General features: G+C 38.6%; 27 protein-coding genes. 13 read left to right on the forward strand and 14 right to left on the reverse strand.

The window, feature by feature from the left end:
- Nucleotides 1-111: 111 nt before the first annotated feature.
- The 3 genes from JK629_RS03355 to trmB form a co-directional block, all read right to left on the reverse strand.
- A complete protein-coding gene (locus JK629_RS03355) occupies nucleotides 112-435 on the reverse strand; it encodes an MGMT family protein (protein ID WP_202337222.1) in 324 nt (107 codons plus the stop codon).
- Between the two features lie 2 nt (nucleotides 436-437).
- Nucleotides 438-989, reverse strand: a complete 552-nt coding sequence (locus tag JK629_RS03360) for a lysine transporter LysE (protein WP_225626107.1) — start codon at nucleotides 987-989, stop codon at nucleotides 438-440.
- A gap of 113 nt (nucleotides 990-1102) precedes the next feature.
- A complete protein-coding gene (trmB, locus tag JK629_RS03365; RefSeq protein ID WP_202337224.1) occupies nucleotides 1103-1777 on the reverse strand; it encodes a tRNA (guanosine(46)-N7)-methyltransferase TrmB in 675 nt (224 codons plus the stop codon).
- 66 nt (nucleotides 1778-1843) lie between these two features.
- On the opposite strand from trmB, the gene JK629_RS03370 reads away from it, so the two are divergent.
- Nucleotides 1844-2911, forward strand: coding sequence for a glycosyltransferase (locus JK629_RS03370; RefSeq protein ID WP_202337225.1), 1068 nt, complete (start codon nucleotides 1844-1846; stop codon nucleotides 2909-2911).
- Here the strand turns inward: JK629_RS03370 and JK629_RS03375 are convergent.
- Entirely contained in the window at nucleotides 2885-3922 is a 1038-nt protein-coding gene (locus tag JK629_RS03375) for a sensor histidine kinase (protein WP_202337226.1), read from the reverse strand. The genes JK629_RS03370 and JK629_RS03375 overlap by 27 nt on opposite strands.
- A gap of 92 nt (nucleotides 3923-4014) precedes the next feature.
- A complete protein-coding gene (locus JK629_RS03380; protein WP_202337227.1) occupies nucleotides 4015-4695 on the reverse strand; it encodes a response regulator transcription factor in 681 nt (226 codons plus the stop codon).
- Between the two features lie 288 nt (nucleotides 4696-4983).
- Between JK629_RS03380 and JK629_RS03385 the strand changes: the two genes are divergently transcribed.
- Together JK629_RS03385 and JK629_RS03390 are read left to right on the forward strand one after the other, a co-directional pair.
- The gene (locus JK629_RS03385) at nucleotides 4984-5919 is read left to right on the forward strand and encodes a T9SS type A sorting domain-containing protein (protein WP_202337228.1); all 936 of its coding nucleotides are present in this window, start codon (nucleotides 4984-4986) and stop codon (nucleotides 5917-5919) included.
- A 90-nt stretch (nucleotides 5920-6009) separates the two neighbouring features.
- A complete protein-coding gene (locus JK629_RS03390) occupies nucleotides 6010-6984 on the forward strand; it encodes a LuxE/PaaK family acyltransferase (RefSeq protein WP_202337229.1) in 975 nt (324 codons plus the stop codon).
- Nucleotides 6985-7150: 166 nt separating this feature from the next.
- On the opposite strand, the gene tyrS is transcribed toward JK629_RS03390, so the two are convergent.
- The gene (gene tyrS, locus JK629_RS03395; RefSeq protein WP_202337230.1) at nucleotides 7151-8449 is read right to left on the reverse strand and encodes a tyrosine--tRNA ligase; all 1299 of its coding nucleotides are present in this window, start codon (nucleotides 8447-8449) and stop codon (nucleotides 7151-7153) included.
- 107 nt (nucleotides 8450-8556) lie between these two features.
- Here tyrS and JK629_RS03400 point away from each other — a divergent pair, with 107 nt between their 5' ends.
- Nucleotides 8557-9567, forward strand: a complete 1011-nt coding sequence (locus tag JK629_RS03400; RefSeq protein WP_202337231.1) for an NAD-dependent epimerase/dehydratase family protein — start codon at nucleotides 8557-8559, stop codon at nucleotides 9565-9567.
- Here the strand turns inward: JK629_RS03400 and JK629_RS03405 are convergent.
- From JK629_RS03405 to JK629_RS03415, 3 genes are read right to left on the reverse strand one after another with little or no spacing between them, the layout of a single operon-like run.
- Nucleotides 9559-9990: a DUF4296 domain-containing protein gene (locus JK629_RS03405; RefSeq protein ID WP_202337232.1), complete on the reverse strand. Its 432-nt coding sequence runs from the start codon at nucleotides 9988-9990 to the stop codon at nucleotides 9559-9561. The two genes, JK629_RS03400 and JK629_RS03405, sit on opposite strands and share 9 nt — an antisense overlap.
- The gene (locus tag JK629_RS03410; protein ID WP_202337233.1) at nucleotides 9990-11330 is read right to left on the reverse strand and encodes a dihydroorotase; all 1341 of its coding nucleotides are present in this window, start codon (nucleotides 11328-11330) and stop codon (nucleotides 9990-9992) included. The genes JK629_RS03405 and JK629_RS03410 overlap by 1 nt, the downstream gene beginning before the upstream one ends.
- Nucleotides 11311-12060 carry a polyprenol monophosphomannose synthase gene (locus JK629_RS03415; RefSeq protein ID WP_202337234.1) on the reverse strand — a complete coding sequence of 250 codons (750 nt, stop codon included), beginning with the start codon at nucleotides 12058-12060 and terminating at the stop codon, nucleotides 11311-11313. The genes JK629_RS03410 and JK629_RS03415 overlap by 20 nt, the downstream gene beginning before the upstream one ends.
- A gap of 114 nt (nucleotides 12061-12174) precedes the next feature.
- Between JK629_RS03415 and JK629_RS03420 the strand changes: the two genes are divergently transcribed.
- Together JK629_RS03420 and JK629_RS03425 are read left to right on the forward strand one after the other, a co-directional pair.
- Entirely contained in the window at nucleotides 12175-12828 is a 654-nt protein-coding gene (locus JK629_RS03420) for a DUF4271 domain-containing protein (RefSeq protein WP_202337235.1), read from the forward strand.
- Nucleotides 12829-12859: 31 nt separating this feature from the next.
- A complete protein-coding gene (locus JK629_RS03425; protein ID WP_202337236.1) occupies nucleotides 12860-13609 on the forward strand; it encodes a uroporphyrinogen-III synthase in 750 nt (249 codons plus the stop codon).
- A gap of 70 nt (nucleotides 13610-13679) precedes the next feature.
- On the opposite strand, the gene pckA is transcribed toward JK629_RS03425, so the two are convergent.
- The gene (gene pckA / locus JK629_RS03430; RefSeq protein ID WP_202337237.1) at nucleotides 13680-15281 is read right to left on the reverse strand and encodes a phosphoenolpyruvate carboxykinase (ATP); all 1602 of its coding nucleotides are present in this window, start codon (nucleotides 15279-15281) and stop codon (nucleotides 13680-13682) included.
- A gap of 70 nt (nucleotides 15282-15351) precedes the next feature.
- Nucleotides 15352-15750 (reverse strand): DUF423 domain-containing protein, encoded by a 399-nt coding sequence (locus JK629_RS03435; protein WP_202337238.1) that lies wholly within the window; start codon nucleotides 15748-15750, stop codon nucleotides 15352-15354.
- A gap of 71 nt (nucleotides 15751-15821) precedes the next feature.
- Between JK629_RS03435 and JK629_RS03440 the strand changes: the two genes are divergently transcribed.
- A complete protein-coding gene (locus tag JK629_RS03440) occupies nucleotides 15822-17189 on the forward strand; it encodes a saccharopine dehydrogenase family protein (RefSeq protein ID WP_202337239.1) in 1368 nt (455 codons plus the stop codon).
- Between the two features lie 71 nt (nucleotides 17190-17260).
- Here JK629_RS03440 and JK629_RS03445 read toward each other — a convergent pair whose 3' ends face one another.
- From JK629_RS03445 to JK629_RS03455, 3 genes are all read right to left on the reverse strand, one after another.
- Complete coding sequence (locus JK629_RS03445) at nucleotides 17261-17950, reverse strand: zinc metallopeptidase (protein ID WP_202337240.1); 690 nt, start codon at nucleotides 17948-17950, stop codon at nucleotides 17261-17263.
- 53 nt (nucleotides 17951-18003) lie between these two features.
- Complete coding sequence (locus tag JK629_RS03450; RefSeq protein WP_202337241.1) at nucleotides 18004-20988, reverse strand: leucine--tRNA ligase; 2985 nt, start codon at nucleotides 20986-20988, stop codon at nucleotides 18004-18006.
- Between the two features lie 86 nt (nucleotides 20989-21074).
- Nucleotides 21075-21953, reverse strand: a complete 879-nt coding sequence (locus JK629_RS03455) for a UbiA family prenyltransferase (protein WP_317193700.1) — start codon at nucleotides 21951-21953, stop codon at nucleotides 21075-21077.
- Between the two features lie 114 nt (nucleotides 21954-22067).
- Here JK629_RS03455 and JK629_RS03460 point away from each other — a divergent pair, with 114 nt between their 5' ends.
- The 6 genes from JK629_RS03460 to JK629_RS03485 all read left to right on the forward strand — a co-directional run bounded on the left by JK629_RS03460 (nucleotide 22068) and on the right by JK629_RS03485 (nucleotide 26133).
- Nucleotides 22068-22946 (forward strand): cell division protein FtsX, encoded by an 879-nt coding sequence (locus tag JK629_RS03460; RefSeq protein ID WP_202337243.1) that lies wholly within the window; start codon nucleotides 22068-22070, stop codon nucleotides 22944-22946.
- 63 nt (nucleotides 22947-23009) lie between these two features.
- The gene (locus JK629_RS03465; RefSeq protein ID WP_202337244.1) at nucleotides 23010-23273 is read left to right on the forward strand and encodes a DUF3098 domain-containing protein; all 264 of its coding nucleotides are present in this window, start codon (nucleotides 23010-23012) and stop codon (nucleotides 23271-23273) included.
- Entirely contained in the window at nucleotides 23273-24067 is a 795-nt protein-coding gene (locus JK629_RS03470) for an undecaprenyl-diphosphate phosphatase (RefSeq protein WP_202337245.1), read from the forward strand. The genes JK629_RS03465 and JK629_RS03470 overlap by 1 nt, the downstream gene beginning before the upstream one ends.
- Entirely contained in the window at nucleotides 24067-24756 is a 690-nt protein-coding gene (gene truB, locus JK629_RS03475) for a tRNA pseudouridine(55) synthase TruB (RefSeq protein WP_202337246.1), read from the forward strand. Before JK629_RS03470 ends, truB begins: the two co-directional genes overlap by 1 nt.
- Before the next feature lie 71 nt (nucleotides 24757-24827).
- Nucleotides 24828-25550: a hypothetical protein gene (locus JK629_RS03480; RefSeq protein ID WP_202337247.1), complete on the forward strand. Its 723-nt coding sequence runs from the start codon at nucleotides 24828-24830 to the stop codon at nucleotides 25548-25550.
- A gap of 13 nt (nucleotides 25551-25563) precedes the next feature.
- Nucleotides 25564-26133 (forward strand): DNA-3-methyladenine glycosylase I, encoded by a 570-nt coding sequence (locus JK629_RS03485; protein WP_202337248.1) that lies wholly within the window; start codon nucleotides 25564-25566, stop codon nucleotides 26131-26133.

Consider the following 26133-nt stretch of genomic DNA (forward strand, 5'->3'; position numbering starts at 1 on the left):
ATTGAAATGATTTATGGCTGGATAGTTAGAATTTTAGATTGCTGGAATATTAGTTTTCTGAAGTTTTTGAATTTCCAATTATTTGTAAATTTTTAAAAATTAGGAAATAAATCAGAGTTCCTTCATTGGGTCCCAAAAATACTTCTCAAAATTTTGTATTTTATTTTCCACAACTTCAACACCCTCACTCTCTAAAAGTTGCTGCATCAAATTTGTGCCTTGAAAATGATGTTTACCTGTTAGCAAGCCATTTCGGTTTACAACCCTATGTGCCGGAACATCTTTTTTTACACTTCCGTTCATTGCCCAGCCTACCATTCTGGCACTTCCCGAGGCGCCCAGATAGTTTGCGATTGCGCCATAGGATGTCACTCTTCCATAAGGAATTAATTTTGCTATTTCATAGACTTTTTCAAAAAAACCTTCATGGGCCATTTTTAGATCTGTCTTAAAATTTTGAAGAATGTAATTATGGAAATGACCGCTGTAACCAGCCCAATAACATAATTCATATTTAACTTTAGTTTTCGAGAATCTTCTTTTGGCCTAAAGAACTGCACATATAGTGCAAGGCTCGAAAAAGTGCCTATGCCAGAAGCTATAACAGCTACCAAAAGTTGCGGTTGTGTAAAAGAAAATGCGCCAAAGGCTGAAAAAGTAATGCTGAGGTACATCCAGTATGGCAATGGAAGCAGGTTGAGCATTGCTATAAAAATTCCTAAAAAGAAACGATTTTTTTTTGAGTTTTCGCCGTGGTCGCGAAATTCCCTGCGCGTATCTTTTGCTATAAAAATAAAGTAAATGGTAAGGCTTATGAAAATGCCCAAAGCCACCTTTTGAAGCATACTTACAATCTCGGGATGTTTGCCTATATAGCGTGCAAAAATCAAAGCTATGTATGTTTGCAACATAACGGTAATGCACACACCTACTGAAAAAAGCAGGCCTCTCTTCCTGCCTTCTTTCATGCTTATCTTGGCAGCGTACATATTTATTAAACCAGGTGGAAGTACCCCAATAAATGACCCAAAAAATCCTATGATTAAATTATAAAAAAGAGCCATTTAGGGCGGTTGTTTCTGTGAATATACTGAAATTATTTCTAACGGAATTTAAACCGGATGTAAGTGATTTTTTTTCCTATCTCAAGATATTGCTGTTCATAAAAGGTTTGAATGTTCGTTACAGCTTCTGGAGTTCCTTGGCTTCCATATACATCGTGATGGGCGTATTCAATTTCTTCTTCCAAACCATGGAGCAGCCCGAGGGTGTAGCCGTGCATAAATTCACTGTCGGTCTTTAGGTGAACCACACCATTGGGCTTTAATATTTTTTTATATTTCCGAAGAAAATCTTTGTTGGTTAAACGGTGTTTGGTACGTTTATACTTTATTTGTGGATCGGGAAAAGTTATCCAGATTTCCGCTACTTCGCTCTCTTCAAATATAAGATCCACAAGTTCAATCTGTGTTCTTAAAAAACCAACGTTATTCAGGTTTTCCTCCAAAGCGGTTTTTGCTCCCCGCCAAAAACGGGCACCTTTAATATCTATTCCTAAAAAATTTACATCGGGATATGCTTTTGCAAGATTTACCGAATATTCCCCTTTTCCACAACCCAGTTCCAAAACCAAAGGATTTTCATTTTTGAAGAATTTTTTGCTCCAGTTCCCTTTTAATTTCAGCGCATCGCTTAACACTTCCTCTCTTGAAGGTTGTACTACATTGTCAAAAGTTTCATTCTCCTTAAAACGCCTCAGTTTATTTTTACTTCCCAAAATTTTAAATTTTCGGTAAAATTAAGGAAATATACTGCCGCAGCAATTATTGCTACCTTTGTTTTTATGCCAAACAAGAAGAACATTCTAGTTGCTCCCTTGCATTGGGGGCTGGGCCACGCAACACGTTGCATTCCTATAATAAGGGCGCTTTTGGAGTATGGCTTCAATGTTGTCGTGGCTTCAGATGGGGCTGCGCTGCTATTGCTGCAAAAAGAATTTCCTCATTTGGAAGCTGTGGCACTCCCTTCTTACAATATTACGTATCCAAAAAAGGGGGGGCTTTTTAAATGGAAAATTCTTTTAAAATTTCCGCAGATTAAAAAAACCATGGCTGCAGAAAAAAGGTTAGTCAATCAACTTGTGGAGGCAGGAAAGATTCAGGGAATCATTAGCGATAACCGTTTTGGGGTTAGGAGTAAAACCATTCCTTCGGTTTACATTTCGCATCAACTAAATGTTCTAACCGGAAGCACTTCCTTTTTAAGCAGCAAATTGCATCAAAATGTCATTAAAAAGTTTGACGCTTGCTGGGTACCGGACGTCGATGATGTGGTTATGAACCTAAGCGGAAAATTAGGCCACCTTAAAAAAGAACCGTTCCCCATTCAGTACATGGGGATTTTGAGCCGCCTGGAGAAAAAAGAACTTCCCAAAACGATAGACGTTCTGTTATTACTTTCTGGACCAGAGCCTCAGCGCACCTTGTTTGAGGAAAAATTGAAAAATATTTTTAAAGGAAGTGAAAAAAATATTTTATTGGTCCGTGGTTTGGTTGAAAAAACACAGAAATGGATGAATTTTGAAAACATCCAAATGGTGAATTTTATGCAAAGCGCAGAACTGCAAGAGACCATCAATAAAAGTGAAATAGTTGTTTCCCGGTCTGGATATACCACAATTATGGATTTGGCATTACTCGAGAAAAAAGTATTTTTCGTGCCCACACCGGGTCAATATGAGCAGGAATATCTGGCAAAGCGCCTAAAGAGTTTAGGGGTAGCCCCTTCATGCAAACAAGAAAATTTTAAACTGAAAAAACTAAATAAGGTGGCAGTTTATAAGGGATTGAAAACTTTATCTCAGCAACCAGTAAATTTTTCAGAATTATTTTCCCTCTTCGAGCGTAAATGAAAACTCTGAGCCAATAGCCAGTTGGCTTTCCACATAAATTTTTTCATTGTGGGCTTCCACAATATGCTTTACTATGGAAAGTCCAAGTCCACTGCCCCCTTCCTTTCGGGAGCCACTTTTATCAACACGGTAAAAACGTTCAAAGATACGAGGAAGGTTTTCTTTTGAAATGCCTTCGCCATTGTCTGTTACGCGTATTAAAAATTTATTTTTTGAGAGACTTTCAACACCCACTTCTGTAGTTCCGTCCTGTTTGCCATATTTCAGAGAATTTACAATAAGGTTGGTAAGCACCTGTTCAATTCGCTCTTTGTCTGCATGCACGATTATTTCATCAAAATATTCCTTGTCAAAAACAAGTGAAATGTTCTTCTTTGCGGCTTTCATCTCAAGCAGGTCAAACACATTCTGTACCATAGTGAGAATATTAAAATTTTCTTTATTGAGAATTAGCCCGCCCACTTCAAGTTTGGTAATCATATCCAAATCCTTGATAATATAAATGAGTCTTTCCACCCCTTTATTGGCCCGTTGCAGATATTTTTTACGCACTTTTTTGTCTTTCATTGCCCCATCTAAAAGGGTAAGGATATAACCTTGAACGGTGAAGAGGGGGGTTTTAAGTTCGTGCGATATATTTCCCATGAACTCCTTCCGATAGTTTTCGCGAATATTTAAGGTTTCTATCTCTAGTTTTTTGTCTTGGGCAAATCGTTCCACTTCACGCGTTAGCACTTCCATATCAGTTGTAATGGAGGGCTTTGTAAAGTTATTTTCATCTAAAAGGCGAACGTCTTCGTATATTTTTTTTATTCGAGTGTAAATAAATTTTTCCACACGATATTGAAGTATGAAAAACGAAAGTATAAAGGAAAAAAGGAAAAAAAGTAGCAGCCAAAGGAATACAATCTCTAAAACTGCGTATAAAAAAATGGCCATTGCGAGTGTTGAGAAGACCGCAATTAACAAAGATGTGGAGGCTGCAAAATTATATTTTTTGGAAAATTTCATCTGCTTTAATATTTTTTTAAGGTCAGATGGAACATCTTACTTGCACCTTTAAATAAATAATGCACACGTTAAACTTAGATGTTTCATTTCCGCTAAACTACAAACTTATAGCCAACTCCTTTTACTGTTTTAAATTTATCGTCGCCTATTTTTTCACGAAGTTTTCTAATATGAACATCTATGGTGCGCCCACCTACGATAACTTCATTGCCCCAGATGGAGTCAAGAATGTCCTCGCGTTTAAAAACTTTGCCGGGTTTAGATGCTAAAAGGGCCAATAGCTCAAATTCCTTTCTAGGCAGGACCATTTCTTTTTTACCCAGTATAATTTTATATTCCTCGCGATTTATCGTCAGGTTTCCGAGTTTTATTTTTTCATCTTCTTCTTCCTCCTTAAATCTACGTAACAATGCTTTTACCTTACTCACCAACACTTTTGGCTTTATGGGCTTTGTTATGTAATCATCCGCACCCGCTTCAAAACCTGCCATTTGGGAGTAATCCTCACCTCTAGCGGTTAAAAAAGTAATTACGGTTTCGGCTAGTTCAGGGATGTTTCTTATTTTTTCACACGCTTCAATACCATCCATTTTTGGCATCATTACATCCATGATAATTAGCTGGGGCCTTACATTTTTTGCTTGTTCTATTGCTTCTAGCCCGTTTTCGGCAGTTTCGACTGTATAGCCTTCGGAAGTAAGATTGTATCTAATTATTTCAAGAATATCCGGTTCATCATCAACCAACAAAATTGTAATATCCCTTTTTTTCATCTTTATAGCTGTTTATTAAAGTGAAATACAGGCTGTGAATATCTGGAGGCGTGCCTCACTGATTGCGAGTATTTCATAATTTTAATGTTTCAAAGATACCATTATTTAACCTGAGCCCAAGTTTAGCACGTTTATTGTTAACCATTAAATAACGTTATGGTAACATCTCGAATTAGGTGTTTATAATACGAAGTTATCATTTCGTTAAAATAAGAATTTCCTTTAATATCAATCTTTTAAACCTAAAACATTTATTTATCTTTGCACAATAATTTTAAAAAAACTCTAATGAAAAAAATTACATTACTTGCGGCTCTTTTTATTGGCGCCGTTTCTTTTGCCCAAGTTGCGGGAACCAGTTTTGAAGAGCCAGCACTTTTTCCTGGCCAATATACAGACACAGGAGACCCAAACACAGCACATGATTTAGTAAACAATACAGATGAACCACTAGTAGATTACACAAATACTGGTGCCGAATTGGGCTTTGATGCTTCTTACGCTCCTTACGACACGCCTGGGGAAGGTTTGACTGACGGTGATTTTGTGGGCGTTACTGATTTTGCCCCAACTCCTTCCGATCCTTATACTGATGGAACTCAAGGCTACCAAATAAGTGACGTGGACGGCAACTACACTTTAACTTTCGATGCAGTAGACCTAACCGGAGTAGCCAATCCAGCAATCAGCTTGGATTATTTTATTTCTGAAACCGGATATGAAGGCGATGGAACTTCAAACGAATCTGGTTCTGACAGATTACGCATCTATGTAAGGGATTTAACTAACAGTACCGAGATTGATATTCTTAATACTCAAGGAAACGATATCAACGATCTTGGCATTGAAGGTGCTTGGATTACGGGAAATGCAGTTTTAACCTCAAACACAAATGTGCAGTTGGTTATAGAAGCTAGAACAAATGCAAGTGCAGAAGCTTTCTTTTTTGATAATATTATTTTTTCAGGAACTTTGGGAACAAACACACAATCTGAAACTCAATTTGCAGTATATCCAAACCCTGCAAGCAAAGGGTATGTGAATATTATTTCAAAAGTTGCCGGCGCCAAGAATGTATCTATCTTTGATGTACTTGGCAAGCAGGTTGTTAAAACTACACTTATTGGTGATAGATTAGACATTTCAAAATTGAACAGTGGTGTTTACATTGTAAAAATAGAACAAGGAAAAACTTCAACTACCAAAAAATTGGTCGTTAGGTAATCCACTTCAAAAATATATTTTAAAAGCTCCTGTTTCGGCAGGAGCTTTTTTATTTGCCTATTTTTGGAAAAAATTGCCTAGTACAAAGACATGCTTGAAAACGAAATTTTTAAAATTAAAACCGCAACGGAATTTCAGCGCCTTGCTATTGAAGTATTCCGCTTTCAGTATGAAAATGTCCGTGTTTATCGTAATTTCTGTAATCTTTTGAACATTAAAGTTTCCGATGTAAAAACCATTAAAGACATTCCGTTTCTTCCCATTCAATTTTTTAAAAGCCATAAAATAATTGCTGAAAATATTTCCGAAGAAACAATTTTTACCAGCAGTGGCACCTCAGGTAGCATCACCAGCAAACATCACATTGCCAATTTAAAAATATACGAAACAAGCTTCTTGAAGGCTTTTGAAATGCAATACGGCAATCCTTCAAATTTTGTGATTTTGGCCTTGCTTCCATCATATTTGGAGCGCGAAGGCTCTTCCTTAATTTTTATGGCTGAAAAGCTCATTGAAAAAAACAATAATCCCCACAGCGGTTTTTATTTATATGAAATGGATGCGCTTATTGAAAAGTTGGATGCTTTGGAAAAGAGCGGCCAAAAAACATTACTTATTGGAGTTTCCTATGCCCTACTCGATTTAATCGAAAAAAGAAAATTCCAGCTAAAAAATACAATTGTCATGGAAACCGGCGGAATGAAAGGCCGCCGAAAGGAAATGATAAAGGAGGAACTTCACGAAATTTTAAAAAAAGGTTTTGGCGTAGCCAAAATACACAGTGAATATGGTATGACCGAATTGCTTTCCCAAGCCTATTCCGTTGGGGATGGAATTTTTAATTGCCCTCCTTGGATGAAAATCTTAACGCGTGATGCGGAAGATGCGCTTACCTACATTTTTGGAAAAACTGGCGGAATAAACGTAGTTGATTTGGCCAATATTTACTCCTGCGCCTTCATCGCCACCCAAGATTTGGGAAAAACCTTTCCCGACGGATCTTTTGAAGTTTTGGGGCGCTTTGACAGTAGCGACATCCGTGGTTGCAATCTGATGGTTTTTTAAAAAAAATTTAACACAAACCAGTGAAATACCGCGTAAGCTATTAAATAATTGTCCGACCAAACCATTGTGAAAAACTGATGATTTTTCATAATTTGGTTGGTTAGTTAATTGAGAAATCCCCGTGCAATCTTTGCCGGGGATTTTTTATATAGTTATAAACCTGAAATTATATCGCCTTGATGATGAAATAATTTTTCTTGCCTCTTTGCAGTAATACAAATTGCCCGTTTATCAGATCATTTTCCGAAATAGTATAACCCTCAGAAACCTTTTCTTTGTTTACCGAAATTGAATTTTCTTTCAATGCCCTACGTGCTTCCCCATTTGATTTTAAAAAGCCCGTTATTTCGGCCAAACCTGTCACAATATCAATTCCTTGTAATATTTCTTCTTTTGAAATTTCTGCTTGTGGAACGCCTTCAAAAATATCGAGAAAGATTTTCTCGTCAAATGTTTTTAAATCTTCGGAAGTAGAATTGCCAAACAATATTTCAGAAGCCTTTACGGCCTTTTCAAACTCTTCAGCACTGTGTACCGTCGTGGTCACCTCCTGTGCCAAACGTTTTTGAAGCAAGCGCATATGTGGTGCTTCCTTATGTTCAGAAACTAGAGAGTTTATGGTTTCCTTATCTAAAAATGTAAAAATCTTGATGTATTTTTCGGCATCCTGATCGCTGGTATTCAACCAATATTGGTAAAATTTATAGGGTGAAGTGCGGTTTGCATCCAGCCAAATATTTCCGCCTTCACTTTTACCAAATTTGCTGCCGTCACTTTTAGTGATTAATGGGCAGGTTAATGCATATCCTTTTCCGCCAGCGATTCTACGTATTAGTTCAGTACCCGTGGTAATATTTCCCCATTGATCGCTACCGCCCATTTGAAGGGTACAGTTCTGATTTCTGTAAAGGTGAAGAAAATCGTAGCCCTGTATTAATTGATATGTAAATTCAGTAAAGGAAAGTCCATCGGCACTCTCGCCGCTCAATCTTGTTTTTACGGAATCTTTCGCCATCATATAATTTACGGTGATGTGCTTGCCCACATTTCTGATGAAGTCAAGAAATGAAAACTCCTTCATCCAATCGTAATTGTTCACCATTAAAGCTTGATTTTCCGCTCCCGATGAAAAATCCAAAAACTGGGAAAGCTGGTTTTTCACACACTCTTGATTGTGGCGCAAGGCAGCCTCGTCCAGCAGATTTCTTTCGGCGCTTTTACCTGAAGGGTCACCAATCATTCCCGTGGCACCGCCCACCAATGCGACGGGTTTGTGGCCACAGCGCTGATAGAACGACAAAAGCATAATGGGCACCAAATTGCCAATGTGCAACGAATCTGCAGTAGGGTCAAAGCCCACATATGCAGAACGCATGGTTTCCATAAGGTGTGCTTCGGTTTCGGGCATTACATCGTGTACCATGCCCCGCCATTGTAGTTCTTCAACGAAATTTTTCAGCTTCATTTTTATAAATTTTGTGCAAAGATAGGGTTCTCAGCGAATAATTAAGAATGGAAGTGCTGAATATAATCTGCTAAAATTTCTTCAGTAAAAAACAGTATTTTCGCTTTATGATATTAGTTACCGGCGGCACAGGCTTAGTAGGTTCGCACCTATTGTATTTTCTGTTGATGGAAAATGCACACGTGCGCGCCATTCACAGGAAGAACAGTAACATACAGGGTGTAAAAAACGTTTTTGAACTTTATACTGCTGAAGTTGATGCGCTGTTTAACAAAATAGAATGGGTTGAAGCAAATATTACTGATATTCCCGCGCTTACGGAAGCTTTCATGGGTGTTACAAAAGTGTACCATTGCGCAGCTTTTATCTCTTTTAATCCTTCAAAATATAAGGCTCTTAAAAAAGCCAATGTGGAAGGCACTGCAAATATTGTGAACCTCTGTTTGGCCAATAACATTGAAAAACTTTGCTATGTAAGTTCTGTTGCCACTTTGGGAAGCAATTTAAAAGATAAATTAATTTCCGAAGAAACACCCTGGAATCCTGACGCTAAAAATAGCGTTTACGCCATAACAAAATATGGAGCCGAAATGGAAGTGTGGCGTGGCACCCAAGAAGGTTTGGATGCCGTCATTGTAAATCCCGGTGTAATTCTGGGCACCTCGCCCGATGGTGATGGAAGCAGTGTAATAATTTCTTTGGGCGCCAGCGGTATCCCTTTTTATCCGTCGGGGGCAATGGGCATCGTAGATGTAAAAGATGCTGTGAAAGCCATGATGGAATTAATAAAGTCTGAAATTAAAAACGAGCAATTTATTTTGGTGGGAGAAAACGTAACCTATAAAGAATTGCTTTCAAGACTTGCACCGCTATTTGGAAAAAAAACGCCCACAAAAAAACTTTCGAAAAACTTGATGTATTTTTTAAGCGGAATGGATTGGCTCTCGCATAAGCTATTCAATACAAAAAGAAGGGTTGTGAAAGCTACGGTGCGGTCTATGTTTACAATTTCGCTTTATGATACATTTAAAATAAAAAACGCAATTGACTTTCAATTTACACCTACGGAAGATACGTTAAAGCGAATTGTAGCAGAAAAGAAAAATGCATCAGATTAAGCTGTCCTTTACAGGTTCAACACTTGCTTTTTCTTCAATTTTTTTTATTTCTATAGTGTCTTTTCTGTTTTTCTCTACTTCGCGGATACTGTCCATTTTCTTTTGCATTGCTACAAGTCTAGCTTCCACTTTTTGAAAAATTTCCATATACGTATTCACATCGGCTGCATAGTAGGCATTACTATTTGCAAACTGAAGGCTGTCCACCCCAAAATTTTTATAGATTAAAGAATCCATTTTTATTCCTTTATCAATAATAGCTTGATTATTCACGCTTCGTGCCGCATTTGCCAAATACGCCTCAGTAAGCAAATCGACCATTTTTTCTTTTGAAATAAGGTCTTTTGGCTTTTCAGGCTGCGCAACATTTTGACAGCCAATAAAGCTTAAAGCTAATAGTAAAAGAAGAAGCAGGTGTTTCATTATCTGTTAAAGGTAAGTCTTTCCGGATTGCTTTTGTTTGGGAACTTTGAATTCTCATAAACCACTATTCCGTTTACCAACGTATGCGTTACTCGCGATTTAAATATGGTTCCTTCAAAAGGAGACCAGCCACATTTGTATAGCAAATTTTCCCTTTTAACGGTCCAAGGGGAATTGAGATCTACTAAAACCAAGTCTGCTTTGTAACCTTTTCGAATATATCCCCGCTCTTTAATTTGAAATAAAATCGCTGGGTTGTGTGCGGTTTTTTCCACGATTTTTTCCAAGGAAATTTTTCCTTTGTGATACATTTCCAAAAGAACAACCAGTGCATGCTGCACCAAAGGTCCGCCCGATGGGGCGTTTAGATATTTATTGTTTTTTTCCTCTATAGTGTGTGGTGCGTGGTCTGTAGCAATTACATCTATGCGGTCATCCAGTAAAGCTTTAAGCAAACCATCTTTGTCTTTTTCTGTTTTTACCGCAGGGTTCCATTTTATTTTTGTACCCTTTGTTTTATAATCCGCATCCGTAAACCATAAATGATGAATGCAAACCTCTGCCGTTATCTTTTTTTCGGAAAGGGGCTTTTTATTGCTGAAAAGATGCGTTTCCTTTTCGGTTGAAAGGTGAAAAACATGAAATCGCGCCCCTGTTTTCTCGGCCAGTTTTATGGCTTTTGAAGAAGAAATATAGCAAGCCTCTTCGCTGCGTATTTTCGGGTGAAGTTCTATAGGAATATCTTCTCCGTATTCGGCTTTATATTTTTCTAAATTCTTTTTAATTGTACCCTCGTCCTCGCAATGTGCCGAAATGAGCAACTTAGTTTTGCTGAAGATTTCTTCCAATGTTTTAGGGTCATCAACTAGCATATTCCCTGTGGACGAACCTAAAAACAATTTCAGGCCGGCGACCTTTTGAGGATCTACTTTTAAAATTTCATCTAAATTATCATTCGTGCCACCAAACATAAAGGAATAATTGGCCCAAGAGGTATTGGAGGCGATATCAAATTTTTCTTCCAGCAACTCAATGGTTGTAGCCTGCGGAATGGTGTTGGGCATTTCAATAAAAGAGGTGATTCCGCCTGCAACAGCAGCCTTTGATTCGGTTTCAATGGTTGCTTTGTGCGTTAATCCCGGCTCACGAAAGTGTACTTGGTCGTCTATCATGCCAGGAAGCAAGTAGCTTCCGTCTGCATCAATAACTTTTGTATCGGAAGATTTTGCACTAATGGTTTCGGAAATTTCCGCAATACGGCCATCCTGAACAAGCACGTCACCTTTTACGATTTTTCCTTCGTTTACAATATTTGCGTTTTTAATTAAAACTGCTTTCATTAAATTTCTTTCTGTTAAATACACTTTTAAATTTCATTGCGAGCACTCCAAAAATAGCTTCAGAGATAATTCCCGAACTCATTTTTGACTCGCCTTTTGTACGATCTGTAAATATTACGGGCACTTCCTTAATTTTAAATTTGCTGAGATACGCCTTAAATTTCATTTCAATCTGAAAAGCATAACCCACAAAACGGATGTTGTCTAGGTTTATTTTCTCAAGCACGCTACGTCGGTAACAAATAAATCCGGCAGTGGTATCATAAATATCAATCCCCATCACGAACCGCACATATTTTGAGGCCAACCAAGACATTAAAACTCTGCTCATGGGCCAGTTTACCACATTAACGCCCTTCACATAACGCGAACCTATGGCTACATCGCTACCACCTTTATGGCAGGCGTTAAAAAGCCTGATAAGATCATTGGGGTTATGCGAAAAATCGGCATCCATCTCAAAAATGTAGTCGTAACCGTTTTCCAACGCCCACTTAAAACCAGCAATATATGCAGTTCCCAGACCATTTTTCTCGGCTCTTTTCAGCAAAAAAAGTTTTTCTGGATAATTTTTAAAATTTGCCTCAACAACTGTTGCTGTGCCGTCGGGTGAATTGTCATCAACTACCAAAACGTGAAACTCACGCTGCAACGAAAAAACAGTACGCAGCAGTCGCTCTATATTTTCAATTTCATTGTAGGTTGGCACCACCACTACCGCCTTGGACATACTGCTATTTTAGCGCAAATGTACCTTTTTTTGAATAAATAAATGGGAAGTAAATTCTAATTAGACACTAAAAAAGGGAAAATATTTTACACTACCTTTACCAAAAAATTGAAGGTGGATTTCAGCGAAAGACTTATAGACTCAACCGATTGGGCGACCTATATGCTGCTGTTATGTTTTGTCCTTTTGGCACTAGCAAAGTATTTCTATCCAAAAAGATTCCATGAATTTTCACTGCTACCTTTGACCAACCAGTATTTTTTTGTGCACGGTAAAAATGACGAGTTGAACCATCCCTTCAACATGATGTTATTTGTGGTACAAATAGTTTGTGTTTCTATCTTTGTTTATCTGCTTTTTGAGGTTTTAAACCCTACTGAGGTTCAACAAAACGAATGGCTTTTTCTTCAAATTTGTACAGCGTACAGTGTTTTCATTTTAGTAAAATTTTCCATGGAAAAAATTGTCGCAAATGTTTTTTCCATAGATGCCGTAATCAATAATTATCTCTATCAAAAGTTAAGCTATCGAAACTTTTTGGGCATTTTGTTTTTTGCCGGCAACCTATTCTTTCTTTATGTATACCCTCCCACAACTTCAGCATTGTTTATTTTTGGGGGAAGTTTATTAATGCTTAATGCTATTGCGCTGCTTTACAGCTACAAGAAAAATGGAAAATTGATATTAAGCAATTTCTTCTATTTTATTTTGTATCTTTGCGCACTTGAAATTTCACCATATATTATCCTTTACAAAACCTTTGTTTAAGGCGTAATATTTAAAAAAATCAGGACTATCTATGAAAGTGAAAACTATTTTGGTTTCCCAGCCCGAGCCTAAAATTGAGAATTCTCCCTATTTTGATTTAATAGAAAAACAAAAGGTAAAAATAGATTTTCGGCCTTTCATACACGTTGAAGGTGTATCAGGCAAAGATGTACGGGCCCAAAAAGTTGACCTTACTAATTATACTGCAATTATTCTTACCAGCAGAAATTCGGTAGACCATTACTTCAGAATTGCCGAGGAGCTACGTTTTAAGGTGCCGGATACCATGAAATATTTTTGTTTAAGTGAGGCTGTAGCCTACTACCTTCAAAAATATGTAGTCTACAGAAAGCGAAAAATCTATGTGGGGAAAAGAACTTTTTCTGAACTTGCCCCGCTCATCAAGAAATATAAAAACGAAAAATTCCTGCTTCCCACTTCAGATAAGTTGAAGCCCGAAGTCCCACAGGTTTTAAATGAGTTGAAAGTAGATTGGAAAGAAGCTACTTTCTACAAAACGGTTATCAGCGATCTTTCAGATTTGCGCGATGTATATTATGATATTTTGGTGTTTTTCAGCCCCAGTGGAATACAATCGCTGTTGGAAAATTTCCCAGATTTCAAACAAAACGAAACGCGTATTGCGGTATTCGGAAATACTACCGTAAAAGCCGCCACCGAGGTAGGCTTACGCGTGGACATTCAGGCCCCAACCCCCGAAACCCCTTCAATGACGATGGCTCTGGAAAAGTATATTAAAGAAGTGAATAATAAAAAATAAGCTAGATACAATTGCAATAAAAAAGGCTTGCCGCACTGGCAAGCCTTTTTTTGTAATATATTTTTAGACTCTATGCCGAAGCAGGGGCGCCGGAAAGAATTTCTTCATTAGCATAGGCTTCAAACTTGGCGAAATTTTCTTTAAATGAATTTGCCAATTCCTTTGCTTGAATGTCATAAGCCTTCTTGTTTTTCCAAGTTTCCTTCGGGTTTAAAATTTCTGAAGGAACATTTGGGCACGATTTCGGCATCATCAGATTGAAAATTGGATGCTTTTCAAATTCAACATTCTTTAATTTTCCTTCCAAAGCAGCAGCAATCATGGCTCTTGTGTATTTCAATTTCATTCTGCTACCTACTCCATAAGGACCGCCGGTCCAGCCAGTATTGACCAGCCAAACGTTCACTCCAGAATCTTTCATTTTCTTGCTCAACATTTCGGCATATTCTGTAGGGTGAAGAGGCATAAATGGCGCACCAAAACACGCAGAAAAATTTGGCGTTGGCTCGTTAACACCTTCCTCAGTTCCGGCAACTTTTGCCGTATAGCCACTAATGAAATGGTAAGCGGCCTGTCCTGGAGTCAATTTTGAAATAGGAGGCAAAACACCAAATGCATCTGCCGTTAAAAAGAATATATTCCTTGGGTTGTGGCCAATGGATGGCACTTGAATATTGTTAATGTGATAGATAGGATAACTTACCCGTGTATTTTGTGTGATAGAAGTATCGGAAAAATCAACTTCGCCATTTTCATCCATTACCACATTTTCTAAGATTGCCCCGGGTTTAATGGCGTGATAAATATCTGGTTCGTTTTCTTCAGAAAGGTTAATAACCTTTGCATAACAACCGCCTTCAAAATTAAAGATTTTGTTATCCTCAGTCCATCCGTGCTCGTCATCGCCAATTAATTTACGGTCGGGATCTGCAGATAAAGTGGTTTTACCGGTTCCGGAAAGGCCAAAGAAAATTGCAGTCTCGCCATCTTCGCCAACGTTGGCAGAGCAGTGCATTGGCATTGTATTTTTATCTACCGGAAGAATAAAGTTAAGGGCAGAGAATATACCTTTTTTAATTTCGCCAGTATAACCAGTTCCGCCAATTAAAGCAATTTTTCTCGTGAAGTTCAGAATGGCAAAATTATGTTGCCTGGTTCCGTCAACTTCTGGGTCAGCTTTAAAACCTGGTGCATTCACAATAATCCACTCTGGATCAAAGGATGCCAATTCCTTTTCCGTAGGGCGCAGAAACATATTGTGGGCAAACATATTGGACCAGGGCGTTTCGTTAATTACACGGATGTTTAATTTGTATTTTTCATCGGCGCAGGCATAGCTGTCGCGCACATAAATTTCCTTTTCAGAAAGATAATTCACAACTTTATCATAAAGCCTGTCAAACATATCTGGAGGAAATGGAATATTTATATTTCCCCACCACACTTTTTCGCGCGTTACGTTGTCTTTTACGATAAACCTGTCTTTCGGGGATCTTCCAGTAAACTCTCCGGTATTTACCGCCAAGGCGCCGCTAGCAGCTTCTTTTCCTTGACCTTTTTGCAATGTTTCGTGGTGAAGTTCTTCAGAAGAAAGTTGATATTTAACTTTTGCGTTTTTGATTCCGTATTTCTCAACGGAAATCGTTTTTGTAGCTTGGTTTTTATCGACCATACCTTTTTTAAATTTTGTAGAGTACAAAAGTAGCAAATCTTAGAGAGATTGAAGAAAATATGAAAAACATTTATTGCTTCTTTAACGAAAGCATTTTAAACGCAAACCAAATCCAGCCAATTATAAATAACAACCCGCCGATTGGGGTAATAAATCCAATTTTTGCCGAATTGAAGGGCAAAACCTCATTCAGCGCAAGCAGATAAATAGAGCCGGAAAAAAGCAATATTCCTAAAATGAAAAGCCAAAAGACGGTTTTTTTAATTTTTTCTGGAATGGAAGGGGCCAATCCCAATATCAGCAAGGCAAGACAATGATACATTTGATACCGGATGCCAGTTTCAAAAGTATTTAATGCCTCAATTTCCACCATATTCTTTAAACCGTGTGCCCCAAAGGCTCCCATTGCAATTGTAACCGCCGTAAGAAAGGAAGCCGTTATCACTATATTTTTATCAAAAACCGTCATTTTTAAAATTTGGAATTAGTAATTTCGTTCTTTACAAAATCTATCCTCAAAGTTAACAAAAAACTCCCCCAATGAGAAACATATTAATAATAGGCGCAGGGAGATCTGCCACAAGTTTAATCCGCTATTTGCTAGACAAAAGTGATGAAGAAGAACTCTTTATCACCATAGGGGATATATCCATTCAATCTGCGCAAAAATTCACTTCTAACCACCCCAACGCCCGTGGAATAATGCTTGACGTTTTTAATGACGTTCAGCGAAAAGAAGCCGTTGAGAGCAGCGATTTGGTAATTTCCATGCTGCCCGCACGCTACCACATTGAAGTGGCGCGCGACTGTATTGAATTTGGAAAACATATGGTTACGGCCTCATACGTAAGCAATGAAATGCAGGCCCTGAACCACAAAGCCGAATCAAAAGGCTTGGTCTTTATGAATGAAATCGGCCTCGATCCTGGTATTGACCATATGAGTGCCATGCAGATAATAGATAGAATTCGTGCCAAAGGAGGAAAAATGCTGCTTTTTGAATCATTTTGTGGCGGATTGATTGCTCCGGAAAGTGATGACAACCTTTGGAATTATAAATTTACCTGGAACCCTCGCAACGTAGTTTTGGCAGGGCAAGGTGGCGCTGCGGAATTTATTCAGGAAGGAAAATACAAGTATATTCCGTATCACCGATTGTTCCGAAGAACAGAATTCATCAATATTGAAGGCTACGGTAAGTTTGAAGTCTACGCCAATCGAAATTCATTGAAATATCAATCTGTTTACGGTATGGAAAACATTCTCACTCTATACCGTGGAACTATACGCCGAGTAGGCTATAGTCGCGCTTGGAATATGTTTGTGCAGTTGGGCATGACGGACGACAGTTATACCATTCCCGATTCTGAAAATATGAGCTATCGCGAATTCGTAAACCTATTTCTTCCCTACTCTCCCTCAGATACGGTGGAATTGAAGCTTCGCCATGCGTTAAAAATAGACCAAGACGATTTAATGTGGGAAAAGCTGGAAGAACTTGATCTTTTTACCAAAGAAAAAAAGCTGGGGATTAAAGACGCAACACCAGCGATGGGACTTCAAAAAATATTAGAAGACAAATGGACGCTGGCGCCACACGATAAAGATATGATTGTGATGTACCACAAATTTGGTTACGAACTTGACGGGAAAAAATACCAGATTGACAGTCATATGACGCTTATTGGTGAAGACCAAACCCACACGGCGATGGCAAAAACCGTTGGACTTCCGGTAGCAATTGCCGCCCTTAAAATTTTAAATGAAGAAATAACCACACCTGGCGTTCAACTTCCAATTGCGAAAGAAGTTTATGAACCAATCTTAAAGGAACTGGAAGAAAATGGAATCATTTTTCACGAAAAAGAAGTGAAATATTTGGGCTATAATCCTGATAATGTGCAGTAATTGTAAAGTAATATTCAATAAAAAACCCGCACTATTTGCGGGTTTTCTATTTTATTAAAATTTTATTTCGTTTATCTTCTTCCCAAGAAAATTGAGATGAAATATAGCAAGGTTGCCAAAGAACCAAGTGCTGCAACTACATATGTTCTGGCGGCCCATTTAAGTGCATCTTTTGCACCAGCATGTTCCTGTGGTGTAACCATATTATTAGTTTCCAACCAAACAAGCGCTCTTTTACTCGCGTCAAATTCTACAGGAAGTGTGATAAAAGCAAATGCAGTTGTAACCGCAAAGAGTAAAATTCCTACTCCGAAAATCCAAGTTCCAAAAGTAGAACCAGTTGCAAAAAGAATAATCCCAGCCATTATCACAAAATTGGAAAGTTTGCTCGAAACACTTACCGCCGGAACGATAGTGGAACGAAGTTTCAACCAACTGTAAGCAGTAGCATGTTGCACAGCGTGACCACACTCGTGTGCCGCAACCGCTGCCGCCGCTGCATTTCGCTGCATATAAACCGGCTCGCTCAAATTCACCGTTTTCTTTGAAGGATCGTAATGGTCCGTTAACTGTCCTGGGACCGAAATAACCTGTACATCGGTAATTCCGTTATCTGCTAACATTTTTTCGGCAATTTCCTTTCCACTCATTCCATTTTGAAGGTGGATTTTGCTGTATTCCTTAAATTTGCTTTTCAATTTGTGGCTAACGTACCAACTCACCAAAAAGATAATTCCGGCAATTATATAGTATCCAAACATTTTTTTAGTTTTTAAATTCTTACTTCAAATTTAATCAAAAAGCGTGCAAATTTTTAACCCACGATATTTACGATTTTTCCGGGCACGATAATTACCTTTTTCGGCGTGCGCCCCTCTAAATACTGGGCTGTCTTTTCATGTGCCATTACGGCAGATTCTATTTCTTCTTTTGAAATATCCAATGGCAATTCCAACGTAAAACGCATTTTTCCGTTAAAGGAGATTGGGTATTCCTTAGTGCTTTCCACCAAATATTTCTCTTCAAATTTTGGGAAAGACGCTGTGGAAATACTTTCCGAATGTCCCAATTTCTCCCAAAGCTCTTCCGCAATGTGCGGCGCGTAAGGCGAAATAAGAATTGCCAACGGCTCCAAAACCTCGCGTGAATTACATTTCTTTGCCGAAAGTTCGTTCACCGCAATCATAAAAGAGGAAACCGAAGTATTAAAACTAAAGTTCTCAATATCTTCCTGTACTTTTTTGATGGTTTTGTGAAGCGTTTTCAAACTGTCTTTTGAAGCCGAATCATCCGAAACATTAAAACTTTCATTTTCACCCGAATGATACAATTTCCAAAGTTTTTTTAGGAACCCGTGTACGCCCGTAATACCCGCGGTATTCCAAGGTTTTGCCTGCTCCAGTGGGCCGAGGAACATTTCATACATTCTTAAAGTATCGGCGCCGTATTGCTCGCAAATATCATCGGGATTTACCACGTTGTATTTGCTTTTGGACATTTTTTCTACTTCGCGGGATATTTTAAAGACACCATTCCCTTCGTCCATAAATGTGAAGCTATCTGAAGTCTCATATCTCCAATTTTTAAATTTATTCAAATCCAATTCATTTGAATTATTCACAAAAGAAACATCTACGTGAGATTTTATTAGATTATCGTAAATTAAATCTTTCATTGGCGAAAGACTTGATTTAAAATATTCAAGCATATGAATATACATATTTCTTCTATAAACATCTTTATTATCTTTTCCTTTTATCTCCAATATAAATTTATCTAGATCTTCAAACCTTAACTTTTTATTTAATAAGTCATTTGCATAATATTCTGAGATATAGAAATGATATTTCGGAATTGTATAAATAAACGCACTCTCCCCCAAAATCATCCCTTGGTTTATCAGTTTTTTAAAAGGTTCGTCAACAGGAACCAAACCGCGGTCGTGCATAAATTTCACCCAAAAACGGCTGTACAATAAATGGCCGGTGGCGTGCTCGCTGCCCCCAATGTACAGATCCACATTTTTCCAATAATTCAACGCTTCCTGTGAGGCAAAAACTTCGTCGCGTTTTTCACTTTCCATATAGCGGAAAAAGTACCAACTGCTGCCCGCCCAACCCGGCATGGTGTTCAATTCTAAAGGAAAAACGGTTTTGTGGTCAATCAAATCGTTGCTTACAACTTCATTGGTTTCGGTATTCCAAGCCCAAACATCGGCGCGGCCCAAAGGCGGTTCGCCTTCTTCTGTTGGCAAATATTTTTCAACTTCGGGAAGGCGCAACGGCAAACATTCGGTTGGGATAATTTGCGGCATTCCATCCTTATAATAAATAGGGAACGGCTCGCCCCAATAGCGTTGGCGGCTAAAAACGGCATCGCGTAAACGGTAATTTATCTTTCCTTTTCCAATTCCTTTTTCTTCCAAAGCAGCGATTATTTTTTCCATCGCTTCGGAATAGGTCATTCCATTTAAAAAATCACTGTTAGTGATGATTGTATTTTCCTTATCGGAATAGGCTTCCGAAGAAATATTCGCATCCTTAAATATATTCGGAATCGGCAGATTGAAATGTTTTGCAAAATCATAATCGCGCTGATCGCCACAGGGAACGCTCATTACCGCACCCGTTCCGTAGCCTGCCAAAACATAATCCCCAATCCAAATTGGGATTTGTTTTCCGGTGAAGGGATGCTCCGCATACGCGCCCGTGAAAACACCTGTAATGGTTTTAACATCGGCCATGCGCTCGCGCTCACTTCGTTTTGCCGTAGCTTCAACATACTTTTCAACTGCTTCTTTCTGTTCGGGAGTGGTGATTTTTGAAACCAAATCGTGCTCCGGTGCCAAAACCATAAAACTTACGCCGAAGATGGTATCGGGACGTGTAGTAAAAACAGGGATTCTAAACTCTGAATTCTGAATTTTGAATTCGACAGTTGCTCCTTTGCTTCTTCCAATCCAATTGGTCTGTGAATCCTTCAATGGTTGCGGCCAATCTATTTTATCGAGTCCGTCAAGTAAACGCTGGGCGTAGGCCGTGATGCGCATACTCCACTGTTTCATTTTCTTACGGACAACGGAATAGCCACCACGTTCGGAAACGCCGTTTACTATTTCATCATTTGCCAAAACGGTACCGAGCTGTGGGCACCAGTTTACTTCGGTTTCGGCGAGATAGGTCAATCTATATTTTAAAAGGATTTCCTGCTTTTTCGTTTCAGAAAAACCAAGCCATTCCGAAGCTGTGAAATGCGCACTTCCCTCATCGCAGACTGCATTTATGTGAACATTTCCTTCGGAAGAAAAAATGGCGCGAAGCTCTTCAATGGAACGGGCTTTATCTAAATCTTTATCGTACCAACTTTCAAAAAGCTGGATGAAAATCCACTGCGTCCATTTGTAATATTCAGGATTTGAAGTACGCACTTCGCGGCTCCAATCAAAAGAAAACCCTATTTTATCAAGCTGTTCACGGTAACGCGCGATGTTCTCCTCGGTAGTTTTTGCGGGATGCTGCCCTGTTTGGATTGCATATTGCTCTGCCGGAAGTCCGAATGAATCATAACCCTGCGGATGTAACACATTGAAACCTTGGTGGCGTTTGTAGCGCGCATAAATATCACTGGCAATGTACCCGAGCGGATGCCCTACGTGCAAGCCCGCGCCGGACGGATAGGGAAACATGTCCAAAACATAGTATTTTGGCTTTTCGCTATGGTTATCGGCTTTAAAAGTTTGGTTATCGGCCCAATATTTTTGCCACTTATCTTCTATTTTGTTGAAGTGATATTTGCTCATCTTCTTTTATTTCTTTTGAAAATTATTTCCAATGGTGGAAAGAGCCGCAAATTTAAGGTTTATTGGAAGAAGTAAAACCCTATATTTTAAAAATTTGGATGCAGCAGATTTCCTGAATAAAGTACCCAAACCATCGAAAGAATTGCGGAAATGTTGATGGCGATTCCGAAGAGTTTCATTTGTTTCAAATTGTAGGGCTTATCTTTAAAAAAAATGAAAATATCCAAGATTAGCCAAATGGAGAACGCTGCCAAAAAGGAAGACAGCACCCAATCGTTAAACCAAAATTTCAAGATATATGCTTCAAATAAAAGCAGGAAAAGCATTAAAAACTTTGCTTTTTTTCTTCCTATTAAAACTGCAGTAGTTTTCTTTCCCACTAATCTATCTGGCTCGATATCCATAATTTCCCCCGCAATATGGGCTTGGAATGCAAAAAGTGAAAGATAGAGCAGAGTTTGCCACGGAATCATTTCCAAATCATTTAAGAGTATGCTGAAAAGTGCGGTGAAAACATAGCCAATTTGAATTAAAATCTCGAATGGTGGGCGTTCTTTCAAACGAAAGGGCTTGTAGTTGTAAATGATATTAATAACAATCATAAACAACAGCAAAATGAAGAGTTCGCCCCCTCCGATGTATGAAAAATATGCCAAAAAAGGAACCATCACGAAACAGATTTGCCATGGTACGTTTGTTAATTCTTCTTTGCTCAATTTGGCACCAAAAAGATAATTTCCCTTTCGCGGATTTAATGAATCTGCCTTTCCGTCGGTAAAGTCATTCAAGCCATATACCAAAAAATTTAAAGGAAAAGTGACAAAGAAGAGCCCAACCCAAAAAAGTGGCCTTTCCCAAAAATTTGAAGATAGGTCAAAAGGAACCATATAAATCCAAATGGTTGGAAACCAAAGTCCGGGGCGGGAAATTTTTAGGGATTCTAGTAGGGTGTTTTTGATAATAATTTAATTTAAGGCACCCCAAATTTAATCTTATTATAACAAATTGGAAACTTTCGGCGTTGTTTAACACAAGATGCAAAATTACTTGTATTTTTACGGCAAAATTCAAAAAACCCTATGAGTTCTTCTTTTGAAAAATATCAAAAACGCAGATTGATTTCTTCCTATTTTTCAGTGGTCATCAGTATTTCGCTGGTGCTTTTTCTATTGGGATTATTGGGATTGTTGGTTTTGAATTCAAAAAAAGTTGCCGATTATTTTAAGGAACAAATAGCGATTACCGTTTTTTTGAAAGATACCGCTAAAGAAGTTGAAATCACGCAACTCAAGCAAAGTCTAGCTTTGGCGGAATACACAAAATCTGCAACTTTTGTTTCAAAGGAAGACGCCGCGAAGGAGCACCAAGAAACCTTGGGCGAAAATTTCATTGAATATTTGGGTGAAAATCCACTGCAAAACAGCATTGACGTTTACATACTTGCAGATTACGTTACGCCACAAAAAATGGAGGAAATAACCAATGAGCTGAAAAGCAAGGATTTTGTGGATGACGTAATTTATGACAAGCCTTTGATTGCACAGCTCACCGAAAATGTAAAACGCATCAGTTTTTGGGTTTTGGTAATCAGTGGAATTTTCACGTTTATCGCCGTATTGCTTATAAATAGCAGCATTCGCTTGAGTATTTACGCAAAACGATTTACAATTAAAACAATGCAAATGGTTGGCGCGACAAAAAAATTTATTCGCAAACCTTTTGTTTGGAAAAGTGTACGCCTTGGAATAGTTGGCGCCATTGTAGCTATGATTGGAATGGGCATAGTGCTTTATTACCTCAACCAAAGCTTCCCCCAATTACAATTATTGGGAGATCCTGTGCTTTTGGCAGTGCTGTTTATATTTATATTTTTAATGGGCGTTTTAATAACGTGGATCAGTACATTTATAGCTACGCAGCGCTTTTTGAACCTGCGAACCGATGATTTGTATTATTGATAGTTTCTTTACAAATCAGTGAAACCTGTAACTTTGAACTTGAAACCTGAAACTTTTTAAACGATGGGAGAGAAAAAACGAAAAGAAAATTACGAGCCGCAGTTTGTTTTTGATAAAAGAAACTACAAATTCATGCTTATTGGCGTGGCTTTTATTGCCCTAGGTTTTATACTTATGACCGGCGGCGGAAGCGACGATCCCAACGTTTTTAATCCTGAAATCTACAATTGGAGAAGAATCCGCTTGGCTCCCGCACTGGTGCTTTTAGGCTTTGCAATTGAAGTGTACGCCATATTATTGAAACCCGATAGCAAAGAAGAAAATTAGTGGATTATCTAGACGCCATTATTCTTGGTATTATACAAGGTTTTACGGAATTTCTGCCCGTTTCCTCCAGCGGCCATCTCGAAATAGGAAAAGCAATTTTGGGAGATACTTCCGTGCCCGAGGAAAGTTTGCTTTTTACGGTAATTCTCCACTTTGCTACGGCGCTCAGTACGCTCGTGGTTTTTAGAAAAGATATTATTCAGATTTTTGGAGGTATTCTGAAATTTCAATGGAATGAAGAGACGCAATTTGCTTTCAAAATCGTTCTTTCCATGCTTCCTGCCGTTATAATCGGTTTGCTTTTTGAACAGAAATTGGAATCATTTTTCGGCGGAAGCATTGCTTTCGTAGGGGCTATGCTCATAATTACCGCTGTCCTTTTGTGGTTGGCAGATCGTTCCAAAAACACTGGAAAGCCAGTAACCATTAAGGATTCCATTATTATAGGAGTAGCGCAGGCCGTGGCTATGTTACCCGGAATTTCCCGAAGTGGCGCCACTATTTCAACCTCTGTTCTTTTAGGGAACGACAAAACTAAAGCTGCCCGGTTTTCATTCTTAATGGTCGTCCCCTTAATCTTCGGAAAAATAGCAAAAGACCTTTTAAGTGGCGAAATAGCTACACACAACTCACATTTGGGCGTTATGGGCGTAGGTTTTTTGGCCGCATTTATCTGCGGACTTATAGCCTGCACTTGGATGATTTCACTTGTTAAAAAAAGCAAGCTGCGCTACTTTTCAATCTATTGCGTACTCATTGGCCTTATTGCTATCATTTCAAGTTTTTACGTGTAATGATTGCAGAGGATTACAAAGAAGGCCAAGTAATTTTGATAGATAAACCCTTGGAATGGACATCTTTCCAAGCGGTAAACAAAGTGCGTTGGCTCATCCGGAAATCCTTCGGAATCAAAAAAATAAAAGTGGGCCACGCCGGCACGCTCGATCCTTTGGCCACGGGGCTTTTAATTATTTGCACTGGAAAATTCACCAAAAAAATAGACACTTTCCAAGCACAGGAGAAGGAATACACGGGTACTTTTACACTTGGCGCCACTACGCCCAGCTACGATTTGGAAACGGAGATTGACCAAACCTTTGACATTTCAGAAATTACTTCGGAAGAAATTTACGAAGCCACAAAACAATTCATTGGTGAAATTCAACAGCAACCGCCCGTTTTTTCGGCCTTGAAAAAAGATGGAAAACGTTTGTATGAATTTGCCCGAAGTGGCGAAGAGGTTGAAATTCCTTTTCGAACCATTACAATTTCAGAATTTGAAATCACAGAGATTGCGCTTCCAAAAGTAGATTTTCGCGTGATTTGCAGCAAAGGCACGTATATCCGCTCCTTGGCAAACGATTTTGGAAAGGCATTAAACAACGGCGCACATCTTTCTGCCCTGCGCAGAACCCGAATAGGTGAATTTTCAGTTGAAGACGCAGTGGGAATTGAAGCTTTTGAGGCCTCGCTTCCAAGTTAAAATATCTTTAATACCGTCTTAATTTTCAGCAGTTTTGTGGAATTTTGCACAAAATTTCGGTACTTGCAATAATGAATTTCAATTATTCATACAGAGCATTCCTCATAACTTCACTGCTTACGGGCAGTTTGGTGCTTTTTCTATTCAGTGTAAAACTTTCAAAAGAACAGGAAGAAAACACTGAAGAAACCTATGATGTAGTGATGGCTCCCGAGGAATTGCTTCCCGAAGACCTCGCCATTGCAGAACTCACTCCCGAAAATGTAAAGATTGAAACCAATCGAGCCTATAACGAAGCCGAAAAATTTATTTCCTCGGTTGAAAATGAAGACGAAGAAATAACTGAAACTACCGAAGGTAAGCTTCAAGAAATGAACGATGCAATGGAAAATTCCAAAAACGATAGTGGTATTGGAACTTCAATTACACCAAAGACTGAAAAAGAAAAAAAGAAGAAATTCTCAAATAGTGATAGCGGTAAAGATGCCGAGGCAGTTGTTAAAGGAGGTAACCGAAATACAACAATAAGTTACCAATTGGTAAACCGAAAAGATATTGACCTGCCCAATCCCGTTTATACCTGTTACGGTTCTGGAAAGGTGGTGATAAATGTTGAAGTGAACAATTTGGGAAAGGTTGTGAAAAATTCTTACAACAAGACGGCTTCTACAACCGCAAATGAATGTTTGATTGATGCTGCGCTGGAATATTCAGAACAAGCACGTTTTACCACAGATGCTTCAAAAGCGAGGCAATTGGGCACGATAACCTTTAACTTCCCGGGCCAACAATAAATAACTATAAAATATGAGTTCAGAAAAAATTCGCTGTGGCTGGTGCGGAACCGACCCACTATATGTAAAATATCATGACGAGGAATGGGGTGTGCCAGTTAAGGACGATGAAACAATGTTTGAATTTCTTCTTTTGGAAACCTTTCAGGCAGGACTGAGCTGGATTACGATTCTTCGGAAGCGTGAAAATTTCAGAAAAGCCTTTGACAATTTCGACTATAAAAAAATAGCCAAATACGACCAAGCAAAAATTGATTCACTTCTGCAGGATGAAGGCATTATTCGCAATAAATTAAAAGTAACTTCTGCGGTTACGAACGCAAAAGCTTTTATGGAAATCCAAAAAGAGTTTGGAAGTTTTACTGAATATATTTGGAAATTTGTAAATCACAAGCCTATTAAAAACTTTTGGGAAACACATAAAGATGCGCAGGCCACAAGCGCCGAAAGTGATGCCTTGAGTAAAGATTTAAAAAAGCGAGGCTTTAAATTTGTGGGCAGCACAGTTGTTTACGCACATATGCAAGCAACGGGAATGGTGAACGACCATATTGAGGATTGCTTCCGCTTTCTCGAGGTGTGA

It is taken from the genome of Aequorivita iocasae (genome assembly GCF_016757735.1).
Taxonomy (GTDB): Bacteria; Bacteroidota; Bacteroidia; order Flavobacteriales; family Flavobacteriaceae; genus Aequorivita; species Aequorivita iocasae.